Genomic DNA, 12,978 nt, shown 5'->3' on the forward strand with positions numbered 1-12,978 from the left:
AATGGCATCGAAATGGAAAGGTGTTGCACGTACATTGAAAGAAAAATCTTTATCTTGGTGGCAGCTTTCGTTGATTGGAGTGGGCTGTACAATTGGCACCGGCTTTTTCCTCGGGTCCAGCATTGCCATTACAAAGTCAGGCTATTCCGTATGTATTTCATTTTTGCTTGCAGCGATTGGCACATATATTGTCTTTAAACATTTAGCCGCTATGACGGCTGATACCCCAGATAAAGGGTCCTTTTGTTCATATGCTCGTAAAGCGTATGGTCGCTGGGCAGGCTTTAGTAATGGCTGGGTGTATTGGTTTTCAGAAATGCTGATTACAGGGAGTCAGCTTACGGCGATTTCACTTTTTACACGCCACTGGTTTCCATCCATTCCGCTCTGGGTGTTCTCTGCAATTTACTCCGCTCTCGCCCTGTTAGTGATTATAATCGGTCTCTCTTCTTTTCAAAAGACAGAAAATGTTCTTGCGGTGTTAAAGACCGGTGCTATCTTGCTGTTTATGATTCTTGCCGTCCTTGTCCTATGCGGCACCCTCACAGATCATAAGCCGACTCTGCACCTGCCAAACAAAGATCATGAATGGATGCCACTTGGTCCGCTCGGTCTTTGGAATGGGCTCATTTATGCGTTTTATGCATTTGGCGGTATTGAAGTCATGGGGCTCATGGCCGTTCATTTAAAAAACCCTAAGGATGCAGCAAAGTCTGGACGCGTCATGCTACTTATTCTAGCGATCATTTATATTGTCTCCATTGGACTTGCTTTACTGCTTGTCCCTGTGACGGCATTTAACGAGAACAGTAGTCCATTTATTACATCATTAGAGCCATTTCACTTGTCCATCTTTCTCCATGTGTTTAATGGCATTTTCATTATTGCAGGTTTTTCTACATTGGTGGCCTCGCTTTATGCCGTCACCACACTGCTTGGCACGATGTCGGAGCATCAAGATGCCCCCGCTTGTTTTAAACAAAAAGACCCATCTCATGTCAGATGGTCCTCTATTTTATTAACAGCTGCTGGCTTGATTGTCTCGATCTTGCTTGCACTCTTTTTGTCCAAGCATATATACGAGCACCTGACAACAGCTGCCGGTCTTACGCTTTTGTACACATGGGTGTTTATCCTGTTCTCAAGTAAAAAGCTGTCAAAGCCGTCCATTCGCCAAACCTGTGAAATGATTCTTGCACTGCTCTTAATAGGGGCAGCCGTTTCAGGCACATTGACAGAGGCAAGCGGACGACCTGGCTTTTTTATCAGCCTTGGGATCATTGCAGTGATCGCCATCATGGTGCTATTCATGAGGAGAAAGTGGAATCAGGAGCAAACCGCATCATAATTTCATCATGTTTTTTATTGCAGTAAATGGACATTTGGCGGAGGCTGGTTTCTCCGCCTCTTCATCTGGCAGGAAATATTGCTTCCACTCATGATTTGTTGGGTCACCGTACCATTTTAAAGCAGGGTGTACATCTACTTGATCATACGCCTTGAGCCGCTTGCGGACGAGCTGGCTCATTTTTTGACCAAACGTGGTCGAGCCATTCATTTTCTCAAACACCCACCTTGGCTGAAAAGCCATCAATACATACGGGAAATGACGGCTTTTCCTTAGCTGATGAGCAGGCGTCGAGCACAAAATAAAATACGCTTCTCCATGAAAGCAAAACTCCCATTTATGATGATGAGGGTCTGACGGGATTTCTTCAGGCCATTTGACTTCATCCTTTTGGTGTAATCGTTGAAGCAATGACCAGAACTGATTCTCAAACTCTTCAATCGGGCTTTCTTTCAAATCCTGCGGTGTTTCAAAAAAGCAGATGAATGAAGCATATTGACCCGTTTGTCGTGCACAGCTTTGATAATCCCTTAACAGCTCTGCAAGCTCATTCACAGCGTCATCCCCCCGCAGATCACCTACAAACCCATAACGCAAATGATCTAGAAAAAATCCCTGTCTACCTGGTACACAGGGGAATGTATCTGCCTCATCGCCTACCATCTCTCCAAATTTTATGAAAGCATCTTGCTCCCAATCTTCTAGTGATCGTAGATTTTGATCAAGGTAACTTTTTGCATACAGTTGGGCCATTTCCTTTCACCTCATTTTAAGCGTCTTCTCTATAGCCTATGAGGGAGAAAAACTGTCGTGACTGTCCTGCATTTACTTTTCCATTGATCAAAAGAGCAGGAAGTTGGCTTCCTAAATCACTAGAAGATGAAAACACTATGTTTTTTTCTTTGTTAAAAGACAAAACCGTAATCCATAATGCCAAATTGCGGTGAATACATACAGCGAATGTAGATGTCAATCACATCACAAAAACAGACCGTTCTTTTCAGTTGTCCCGTGATGTCAGATATGATTCCAACGTCACGGGGCAATTCAAGTTCGTCTGTTTTCCTCATCAATGATGTCATTTGTTTGATCCTTCATCGCAGCAAAATGCTCTCTGCTATCCTCCTATCCAAACAAGGCCATGATACCTTGATAGCCAAAATATGCCCCGAAGCCCAGCAAGGATAGACCTGCAAGAACAGATAAGCTATGCAGGACGCGTTCACTCAAGTAGCGTCTAAATGTACTTGCCAGTAATGCCATAAAGAAATCCCATATGAGCATCCCGATAAAAATGGCCATACTATAGATAAGCATTTGCGATGCCCCGTACTTTTCAATGGTATTCGCTAAAATACTTCCATAAATCCCAAGCCAAAATAAAATACTGAGCGGGTTGGAAAGTGAGATGAAAAACCCTGTCATAAACGATTGTCCGATCGACGTGTTTCCCCCGTCCTTCTTTGGACTATCCTGTAAATTAATTTTGCGAAGGCTTTCAATGCCTGTATAGGTGAGAACAAAGAAGCCGAACAGCCATAAAAAGGTCTTCACAAGAGGTGCGGTCAAAAGCTGGGCGACACCAAAATAAATGAGGAGCATATACACAATATCCGCTGCCATGGCTCCTACACCAAAAATCCACGCATGCCAAAATCCACTTTTAATGCCTCTGTCTATTTGGGCTGCATTGACTGGCCCAACAGGTGCTGAAAGTGACAACCCTAAGAAAATATAACCAAAAAACACAGTCACATACACGTCCTCCTTTTGATGCTAACTTGTACATGTTATTCATAAGATTCGTGCTTTAGTACAAGTCCTGCAAAAAAGGAAAAAGCAGATTATCCATCTGCTTTGAACATAGAATGTTGATCTAAAACGTCCCCTTTTTTCCTAAAGCGATTCATTTGGATTGCAGCGGCAAACAAAAGAACAGCTAAAAAGGAAAAAACAAGAATCGCACTTGCAGCACCTGCCCATTCGAGACTAAAGCCGATTAAAAATGACAAGCACGCTCCGCCTAAACTAGCTGCGGCAATAAAATAACTCGTCGCCTCGTTGATGGCATTTTCAATCATTAATGCGGATGCGGTCAGCGCAATTGGAAACATGCCTGATGCACATAAGCCAATGAGAAAGATGAGAAGAAGCTGCACCGTTGTGTGTGTTGTGAGTGCAAATGCAATGAGCAGCAGGATCATGGAAGCTGCACTCAGCTTCAAAAAACGCAAAGGATGTAGCTGGTCTGCTTTTTTCGCAATGATAGAGCGACCGATGACAATCGCAGTCCAAAAGGTGGATACAGCTAAGAGGCTCCATGTGTCTCCCCCTTTTTCCAGCATAATGGACGGCAAAAAGTTAGCAAAGTTCGTTTCAATACCTGCATAGAAAAAGGCAAAGCAAGTCATGAGCACAACAATCATCCGATTGTTTCGATCAAAAAGCAAGGACGTTTTCTTGCCCCCGAGAGTAGGAGCAGGCATCTGCCCCTTTGGCCATTTACGAATAAAGACAAGCCAAAGAACAAGGAAAAACGTGAGAGCAGTTACCTGAAATAAAAACACATAACGCCACGTCTGCTCTGTGACAGTGAGCAGGATGAGAAGCGGGAATAAAAGCGCACCTAAGCCAAAAAAGACTTCCATGATACTAATACGTTTTGCACTATTTTCCATTGAAATCACATACGCTCCGGCCGTTGTTTCCATACTGCCTGCACCACTTCCCAGAAGAAAACCTGCCACTACAAGTGTTGTCCAGTTCGGCACTAGCCACCCAAGAAGAAGTGATACAATCATTAGCATGAGTCCCATTGTCAAAGTAGCACCGTATCCTTTTTTTCGGACAAGAATCGGTGATAAAAGAACACCCGTCAAAAAGCCAATAAACTGAAAAAAAATTAAAGAAGATAATTCCCCAGGACCCTTATCATAAGCAGACAATAAATAAGGGGTTAAGCTACCAAAAAACACATGAATGGTCCCTATAAAAAAGTAAAAAACACATCCGAAATCAAACACTTTTTTCATTTTTTCACTTCCTTTAAAAAGGAGCGGAGTCATGGGATATACTCCGCCCTATATCATTAAAATGCACTGGTAGAAACGTCAGCTTCTTCCCTCTCAAAACATGTATTTAAAGCCGCTTGCGCACGATAACCATCCTCGAAATCAGCCACTTTCATATGGGATGGATATGAAGGTGTATTGACCCAATGCATCAATTGATCACGAAATGTATCCGCCCATCCGTAAAATTCGTTTGGTGGATCTGTGAGCAGGGTTTGTGGCATTTGATGACGTTCTACACTCAAGCCATCACTGATTTCATATTCATTTTTCATATTCGTATGGTATTTAAACACCTTGTCATGACCGATGACTTCTACACTAAATCCACATTCCTGAGGCTGCGAGCTTTTGGACGTCACCAAATGGAAGAAAACATGATTTTCCATTTGTCCAAAAATCTCAGTATGATCATCGACCTGCACTTTTTTCTCTTCTTTTTCTTTTACATGTGTCAACATCTTCGTATTAAGGGAGTCGCTTTTCATCTCACTGCCAAACAAGTACCACAGCATGTCAATCAGGTGGATACCTAGATCGCCTAATGCACCGCTTGTACGCAAGCTCTCACCGCTATCTCTCCATGAAAATGTCTTTTTGCGTAGCGCACTATTTTTCTTAAAATGTGTCCGGACAGTCAAAATGTGTCCCAGTTCACCATTGGCAATCAAGTTCTTTAAAATATTTACAAAGGATAAATAACGGTAGTTAAAGCCCATACTTGCTTGCACCTGGAATTCCTTAGCAGTTTCTACCATTTCCTTTGCTTCTTTCAACGAAACAGCCATTGGCTTCTCGCACAAAATAGGCTGTCCCGCTCTCAATGCTTGCAGGGCGTGGTCTTTGTGACAAAAATTAGGGGAGGCAATAATCAGTCCATCTGATGCTTCAGCCAATGTCTCGATGCTTTGATACACCCGTCCACCGTATTGCTTAATGAAGCCTTGTGCGACGGATTCGTGCAGATCGTAGACTCCGGATAATTCTGCACCTTTGATCGTTGATAACGCTCGTGCATGTGCTTTTGCAATATTCCCTGCTCCAACAATTCCAATTTTCTTCATGAATGCGCCTCCTCATGTTTATACATCACTGTTTTCAATGTTTCATAGATTCCTTTTGCATATCCATGATGACAAATTTGATGATGGTGCCGCTTGGCCTCGGCAGTTGCGTTTTGGACAAGGTAACCGTGGGTAACAGATTGAAGCATCCGCAAATCGTTTCCACTATCACCAAAGGCAAATCCACGATCTTCAGGGAGATCATATCGGCTTAGCATAAACCGGACAATTTCATCCTTACCAGTACCAATTGGCAAAAAATCGATATCGTAACAATCTTCAGGATCACCTGCAAGCGGATTGCATTTGTTAATGTTGACAGCCACGCCACGCTCTTTGGCAAGTGTTTGAATGAATGATAGATGATGCAGATCTGTTCGTTCATCCTGCTCCTGATAATAGAAATTTCTCTTATATCTTGAACTACCAAGCTGTGTTTGCGGTCTAAGTGTCATCCCTTTTTCACGAATGGTTTGTAAGATGGCGTCAATCTTTTCCTCTGAGAAGCCCTGCTGATCTAATCGCTTAGCCCATTCTACATCAGGCTCTCCAAAATGCTCTTTCGATGTATAAACAATCTCAGTCCCTAAATTTGAAGCAATAAAATGAGGGAACTGACTGAATCTGCCCTTTTCCATTTTGCTCGTGACAGAATCTAGGCTACTTCCCGTCACCCAGCCCATCATCAACTGTCCTGCCTCGCTTTTTTCCGCTACAAACGCTTCTAAACGTTCTACATCCTCCCTTTGTTCCTCAGTCATACGGTGAGAATAATAGGTTTCATCAAAGTCACAGAAGACGATCCATTTCGGGTTTTTTGGCTGAGACAGCAATTTTTTACTGAACGGAAGATTTGATAACATGATGAACCCCCTCAATGACTTTCTCCTGATCTTGCAGAGGCATTCCTGGGTAAAGCGGTAAATTGAGCAACTGCTGTGCAGCTTTTTCCGTATGCGGAAGCGTCGTTTGTTTATATTTCTTAGATACAAGGTTCGTTTGATGCTGATGTGACAGAATCGGATAATAAACATCCGTCTCAATGCCATAGACATCTAGTAATTGCTTGGCGATCTCATCTCGATCCCCTTTGAGCACTCTGATAGGAAATAGATGCCATACATGATCATCTGTCAGCTTTGGAAGCTTAATATATCCATCTTGTTCGAGTGCTTGCAGCTGTTCAATATATTGTTTTGCTAAGTAAAAACGCTTGAAATTATGCAGCCCTAAATACTTCATTCGTTCTAATCCGATAGCTGCCTGTAAATTATCTATTTTTGCATTAAAGCCAAAGTCACTGCGCTTCATATTCTTTTTTCCAGATTCAAAGCCGTGATAGCTGATCTCTATGCATTTTTCCGCAAGAGCTTCATCATTTGTAGCAATGGCTCCTGCCTTACCGCAAACTCCTAAATTTTTGTAAGGATTAAAACTGAGAACAAGTCCATCTCCGAATGCTCCGAGCCCGCTGCTACCAATGGCCTGACAGCCATCCTCGATGATTTTCAGTCCATGTTTCTTAGCAACAGCAGAGATGGCTCCCATATCCGCTTGCTTTCCATATAAATGAACTGGGAGAATGCAGACCGTTTTTTCCGTGATATGTTTCTCGATTTCACTTGCAGCTAAGCAGTAGGATTCTGGATCGATATCGGCATATACCGGAACGGCACCAATAGCGAGCACCGCATTTTCCGTTGCGGCAAAGCTGTTAGCAGGCAGGATGACCTCATCTCCAGGATGGACCCCCGCTGATATAAGACTGATCATAAGGGCATCTGTCCCACTTGAAGTGGCAATGACATACTTTTTCCCTAAGTAATCAGCCAAGTTTTTTTCAAACAATGGGATGTATGGACCTGACGTAAAACGGCCAGAGCTCAACACTTCTTTCAACACCTGCATAATATCATCTATCTCATCCTCTGAAATGAGCTTATCAACAGGCAGGAACGGTATCTTTTTTTCCTTATTTTGTTTATAATGGAAGAGAATTTTTTCCAATCCAACTTGCTCAATATCTTGCTCAAGGAACGCTACCAGCTTTTCATTTGCCAGATTCTTTTCAACCCAATCAGACTTTACTTGAACACCTTGATTGATCATATCCAGCAAAGGTAGATAATCCTTGCTTTTACCTGATATCTTCGTCAATATTTGCATTTGATTCCCTCCAATTAATCAATTCCATTTGTTAAAATTTAACTTGATTCACATTGTAAATGATGATATCGATTTCAGAACAATAACTTTGTGTAAAGGATTTGTTAATATGTGTACAATTTATGAAATTGCCAAGCGCTGTGGGGTTTCAACGACCACCGTTTCTAGGGTGCTCAACCATCATCCATATGTGTCAGAGGAAAAGCGGCAGCTTATTTTACAAGTAATGAAGGAAATGGAGTATACACCAAGTTCAGCGGCCCGCACCCTTCGTTCACATCAGACAAAGACCATTGCTGTGTCTGTACCATCTGTGGACCATCCTTTTTTTGCCCAATTGATAAAAGGGATATCAAAGGAAGCACTGGATCAAGGGTATAAAGCTATCGTGCTCCAGACGTTTTACCAAGAATCCTTAGAGCTGGAAGGGCTTCAATTACTAAAAAGAAAAGAAGTAGACGGCGTCATACTAGGGGCATTAGAAAATAAGTGGAAAAAAATCGAGCCATTTTTAACGAATGGTCCAATTGTAATGGCCAACGAATATCATCAAACAGCAGATATCCCGATTATCGGATATGATGAGCGTGAAGCCACCTACAAAGCTGTTGATTATTTAATCAAGTCTGGGCGTCGATCGATTGGATTTTGTTTTGATACGGAAAGCAGTGAAGCACAGAAACAAAGAAGACAAGGCTACCTTGATGCTCTTACTTCACATGGCTTGCAATTAAAGGAAGAATGGCTTTTTGGTGAGGCTTTTACAATTGAAGATGGATTTCGCTTAATGAACAAGATTCACGATATGACGGAATCACCCGATGCGATTTTCACCGGCAATGATCAAGTTGCAGCAGGTCTCATTAAACAGGCCATCTCATATGGCTATCATGTTCCAAAAGACTTGGCCGTCATCGGCTATGACAATCAAGACATTTGTGAAGTCACGGCTCCAACGATTACAACAATTGATATTCCGATCGTAGAGCTTGGTCAGCGGTCTGTACAGCAGATGATCCAGCTACTGCAAGAGAAAAAGCCATTGCAGCGTGAATATATCCAGCTCCCTACCCGGCTCATTACAAGAGAATCTACATAATCAAAAAGACTGAGAGGGGATCATACTAGACGCATCTCAGTCTTTCTTTGAAACCTTTTTATGAAACTATCTCAATTGAGCAAGAATAAATGTCCAAATACACACGACGGCGAGCAAGATAAAGCTGTATTTTACCGTCTTTTTAAAGAGTTCTGATTCTTTACCCGTTTCACCAACAGCGGCTGTTGCAATGGCGATAGACTGTGGAGAAATTAGTTTCGCCATAACACCGCCGGTTGTATTAGCTCCGATTAACAGACTTGCCTGTGATCCGATTTGAGAAGCAGTCACCGCTTGAAGGTTACCAAATAAGGCATTGTTACTCACAACAGATCCTGTGATAAATACACCAATCCATCCAAGCATTGGGCTGACAAGCGGGAACAGATCGCCTGTTTTCGCAAGGGCAAGACCGATCGCAGAGCTAAGTCCTGCAAAGTTGGCTAAGTTGGCAAAGCCCATGACAAAACAAATTGTGAGAACAGGTACCCAAAGTTCTTTCACTGCTGCTTTTAAGCAAGCAGCACCTTCTTTTAATTGAATCTGTCTGCTAAACAATCCTGTCAGCATGACAGCAATGAGAATGGCTGTACCTGTTGCACTGATCACATCAATCTTAAAGACCGCATCAATCGGTGTTTCTGTTTGTGCAATCGGCGGTAATTTGACGACTTGCTGATGAAGAAATGGCATTTTCACCAAGATGGTCGTCCAGTTCAGCGGCCCTCCAACTGCAAATAATGCTTTAAATGCTGGTAAGCTCCAAACCGTAATCACCGCTGTTAAGATATAAAACGGAGACCATGCCTTGAGCACCTCAACACCACGATACGTTTGTTTTGGTTCAAGTGCTAGTGAGCCTTCTTCACGATAAATATTCGTCGGCTGCCATTTACGAAGGAATAAAGCCAAGATTCCCATACTTGCCAAAGCTGATATTATGTTGGCAAGCTCAGGACCCATAGTAACCATGGTGACAGCTTGCAAGATCGCATAACTTCCACTGACAACAAGCAAAGCCGGCCATGTTTCTTTGATCCCTTTGATGCTATCTACAATCAGTATGAGTAAAAAAGGGATACAGAAAGAGATAAACGGAATCGTATACACGAGGGTTTGAGATAAAGAAAGCGGCGTCATATTCCCCATTTGTGCACCTGTAATGACTGGGATTCCAACTGCTCCAAATGCACCAGATGCAGCATTTGCAATTAAGCAGAGCATCGCTGCTTTCAGCGGTTTAAAGCCAAGTTCAGTTAACAAGGCGGCACTGATAGCAATTGGAACGCCAAACCCAGCCGCACCTTCTAAAAATGCGTTAAAACTAAAACCAATGAATAAGAGCTGAAGACGCTGATCTTGAGAAATTCCTGCTATACTAGAACGAATGACATCAAACTTCCCAGATCGCACAGCAATTTTATACAGCCATACGGCCATGATCACAATATATCCAATCGGCCAGAGCCCGTTAGAGATACCTAGCAACACAGCGGAAAATGCCTTTTCGATTGGCATATGAAAAAAGAAAACCGCTGTTACAAAACTGACGATCAAGGTAAAACAAGCGGATAACACGCCTTTTAACTTAAAAACGGTTAATGCGAGTAAAAAAAATAAAATCGGAAGCATTGCCACCAATGCACTTACGAACTCATTACCAAATGGATCATATATTTGCTGCCACATTTTGATTCATCCTTTTCTACTCAAATTGGTTTCAATTCATTGATTAAAAGTGCGGAGCCAATATCTCTTTTAAAACATGAACACTGCGTGTGAACTGCTCTTTTTCAGTGTCATTCAATGCAAGCTCCATCACTTTTGTTGCACCATTGCGGTTCACAAAGGCAGGTACACCAATGTATACATCTTCTGCACCGTACTCCCCGTCTAAATATGTGCTGACTGTCAGGATACTATTTTCATTGTGCAAGATGGCTTTTGTGATACGTGCCAGACTCATCGCTACACCGTAGTAGGTCGCACCCTTTTTCTCAATGATTTGATAGGCAGCATGGCGGACATTTTCCATGATGTCCTCTAAATCTTCTTGCTTGTATTGATCATTTCTCTTCAATAATTCTGTAATGGGCACACTTCCAATATTCGCATGACTCCAAACGGCAAGCTCTGTATCTCCGTGTTCTCCAATGATGTATGCATGCACATTGTGAGCGGCTGCTTCAAAGTACTCACTCAGCATATATCTCAATCTTGCTGTATCAAGCGTTGTTCCACTTCCAATTACTCGCTCTTTTGGAAGACCACTGAATTTCCAAGTCGCATAAGTCAAAATATCTACTGGATTTGTAGCGACTAAGAAAATCCCATCAAATCCGCTTTTCATCACATTTTCTACAATGCCTTTGAAAATGTTTAAATTCTTTTCTACAAGATCAAGTCTTGTTTCACCGGGCTTTTGGTTCGCTCCAGCACAGATACAAACAATATCTGCATCCTGACAATCCTCATAATTCCCATACCACGTATTCACAGGATGCGGGGCAAAAGCTTTACCATGATTCAAATCCATGACGTCTCCCATTGCTTTATCCTGATTGAGATCAATGACAACCAATTCATCTGTGATCGCTTGATTTATTAAAGTAAAGGCATAACTGCTGCCGACGAAACCTGCTCCAATAAGTGCTACTTTGTTGACTTTTTCGTTTGTCATGTTTCCACATCCTCCTGAGTAAAAACTCGGTTGTTATTTTTGTGAAATACTTCACATTCATATTGTGCAATACTTCACAAACTTTTTCAAGAGAGTTGCTCAAAATAAATATGTTGCGAATTTGTGAACACTCCTTATTATGGTTTCAATCAGCATTCTCCATACATTCAGAAGAATTTAGTAAGTTCCCCGATTGATGATGATCTCATGACAAATAAATACAAACCAAACGAGCACACAAAGGATAGAACTCTATCAGAACACCCGATGTTGGATGACACAAATGACCGCTTCAACAGCAATCTGCTTTGTGATGCCCATTCAATCAGTAACGAAGCAAGTATCGAAATAACGAAAACCGTCGCTGCTAATCCTGTGAAGATGAGGTAGTGAGAAAAACGCACTTGCAATATAGATGCCAATTATCTCGGCGATTGGATTTATATTTTGTCAGCATACATGCCAGTCTATTCACGACCGTATCAGTAATTTGCCGTCTTCTAGAAAGACAGGAATACAGCGTGCCCTTGGTACAATGAGTGACCCTAATACAAAGCCTAGATAAACGTTTTCGCAGTATGATTTTCTCCTAAGCCGCCGAGCGGTCAAGCATCAATCGCCACAAAGATAATCACACCCAAGACCAACAATATTTAGAAATGGTAAAAGACAAGAAGTTAGTCAAGGATGCTCATATAATGCAATGCCGCTCTAGGTTACCCGTTTATATCCTTCAATTCCTTCGGCAAATCACGCCCCTCCACAAAGCAAGTGACCATTTCGGTAAAAAGTTCTATCTTTTCAAAGGGAAATGTGTGCCCAATGTTTGGAATGATGACTCCTGTGGCTCTAGGGTGTGCGTTTGTTAATTGTTTCGCTGATCGTTGCATGATGCCTCTTTCTTTTTCTCCCACTGTGACGAGAATACGTGCCTTCGCTTGTTGGAAGGTCTTCGGGAGCTTGTAATGAAGATTTTCTTGAAACATCGTTTGAAGGGTTTCCTTTAACAAATGTTTAGAATCATTTACATAGTGATTCACTGCATTGCTTGGAATTCCTAGTTTCTCAGCTTGAAGCTGAATAAACCAATCCTTTTTTAGTAGCGGGTACGTAAGAGGTAAAATGGGTTTGACGAGTAGGTAGAGCCATGGTAATGGGATGACAAGGGCACTATTGATCACTGCAATATCCACTAAATCCGGCTTCCTAGATAAAATGTCAACGACGATCTGTGCACCAAGCGAGAAGCCAACTAGCATAATCACTCGGCCATGCGCCTGTTGCTCGATCCAAGAGATAATTTCATAGGCACTTTCCCTCATCGAAAAAGGCTGTACATTTGCTCTTGTCCCATGACCTATTAAATCAGGCGTGTAGCACTCGTACGCTTCATTCAATTTCTCGACCTGATTCTTCCACATCCAGCTACTAACCCCTCCGCCATGCAAGAACATCATCATTGGTTTACGATCTATCGACAACACATCCACCATCCTTATATATAAGAAAAAAGCAGCCGCTTTTGAGCAGACTGCTTTTTTCCATATGCT

The 12,978-nt window shown here is 42.2% G+C and carries 12 protein-coding genes; 2 read left to right on the top strand and 10 right to left on the bottom strand.

The features are described from left to right. Position 1 precedes the first annotated feature (1 nt). Positions 2-1,348 carry an amino acid permease gene (locus ACIQCE_RS13785; protein ID WP_400495493.1) on the top strand — a complete coding sequence of 449 codons (1,347 nt, stop codon included), beginning with the start codon at positions 2-4 and terminating at the stop codon, positions 1,346-1,348. Here ACIQCE_RS13785 and ACIQCE_RS13790 read toward each other — a convergent pair. The 7 genes from ACIQCE_RS13790 to ACIQCE_RS13820 form a co-directional block, all read right to left on the bottom strand. Further along, positions 1,343-2,101, bottom strand: coding sequence for a YqcI/YcgG family protein (locus ACIQCE_RS13790; protein WP_400495494.1), 759 nt, complete (start codon positions 2,099-2,101; stop codon positions 1,343-1,345). The two genes, ACIQCE_RS13785 and ACIQCE_RS13790, sit on opposite strands and share 6 nt — an antisense overlap. 152 nt (positions 2,102-2,253) lie before the next feature. Continuing rightward, a complete protein-coding gene (locus ACIQCE_RS13795) occupies positions 2,254-2,430 on the bottom strand; it encodes a hypothetical protein (RefSeq protein ID WP_400495495.1) in 177 nt (58 codons plus the stop codon). A 43-nt stretch (positions 2,431-2,473) separates the two neighbouring features. Continuing rightward, positions 2,474-3,103: a LysE family translocator gene (locus ACIQCE_RS13800; protein ID WP_400495496.1), complete on the bottom strand. Its 630-nt coding sequence runs from the start codon at positions 3,101-3,103 to the stop codon at positions 2,474-2,476. 89 nt (positions 3,104-3,192) lie between these two features. Next, entirely contained in the window at positions 3,193-4,380 is a 1,188-nt protein-coding gene (locus ACIQCE_RS13805) for an MFS transporter (RefSeq protein WP_400495497.1), read from the bottom strand. Positions 4,381-4,436: 56 nt separating this feature from the next. Beyond that, on the bottom strand, positions 4,437-5,483 hold the full coding sequence (locus tag ACIQCE_RS13810) for a Gfo/Idh/MocA family protein (protein WP_400495498.1): 1,047 nt from the start codon (positions 5,481-5,483) through the stop codon (positions 4,437-4,439). Further along, positions 5,480-6,346: an HAD-IIB family hydrolase gene (locus ACIQCE_RS13815; protein WP_400495499.1), complete on the bottom strand. Its 867-nt coding sequence runs from the start codon at positions 6,344-6,346 to the stop codon at positions 5,480-5,482. The genes ACIQCE_RS13810 and ACIQCE_RS13815 overlap by 4 nt, the downstream gene beginning before the upstream one ends. Next, complete coding sequence (locus ACIQCE_RS13820; protein WP_400495500.1) at positions 6,321-7,649, bottom strand: DegT/DnrJ/EryC1/StrS family aminotransferase; 1,329 nt, start codon at positions 7,647-7,649, stop codon at positions 6,321-6,323. The genes ACIQCE_RS13815 and ACIQCE_RS13820 overlap by 26 nt, the downstream gene beginning before the upstream one ends. Before the next feature lie 109 nt (positions 7,650-7,758). Here ACIQCE_RS13820 and ACIQCE_RS13825 point away from each other — a divergent pair, with 109 nt between their 5' ends. After that, complete coding sequence (locus ACIQCE_RS13825) at positions 7,759-8,748, top strand: LacI family DNA-binding transcriptional regulator (protein ID WP_400495501.1); 990 nt, start codon at positions 7,759-7,761, stop codon at positions 8,746-8,748. Positions 8,749-8,814: 66 nt separating this feature from the next. Here ACIQCE_RS13825 and ACIQCE_RS13830 read toward each other — a convergent pair whose 3' ends face one another. From ACIQCE_RS13830 to ACIQCE_RS13840, 3 genes are all read right to left on the bottom strand, one after another. Further along, on the bottom strand, positions 8,815-10,437 hold the full coding sequence (locus ACIQCE_RS13830; RefSeq protein ID WP_400495502.1) for an L-lactate permease: 1,623 nt from the start codon (positions 10,435-10,437) through the stop codon (positions 8,815-8,817). A gap of 43 nt (positions 10,438-10,480) precedes the next feature. Beyond that, positions 10,481-11,428, bottom strand: coding sequence for an L-lactate dehydrogenase (locus ACIQCE_RS13835; RefSeq protein WP_400495503.1), 948 nt, complete (start codon positions 11,426-11,428; stop codon positions 10,481-10,483). Positions 11,429-12,144: 716 nt separating this feature from the next. Further along, the gene (locus ACIQCE_RS13840) at positions 12,145-12,912 is read right to left on the bottom strand and encodes an alpha/beta fold hydrolase (RefSeq protein ID WP_400495505.1); all 768 of its coding nucleotides are present in this window, start codon (positions 12,910-12,912) and stop codon (positions 12,145-12,147) included. Positions 12,913-12,978: the final 66 nt, after the last annotated feature.

Origin of the sequence: Bacillus sp. NPDC093026, assembly GCF_044754665.1 — a bacterium.
In the GTDB taxonomy this organism is placed as follows: Bacteria; Bacillota; Bacilli; order Bacillales; family Bacillaceae; genus Bacillus; species Bacillus maqinnsis.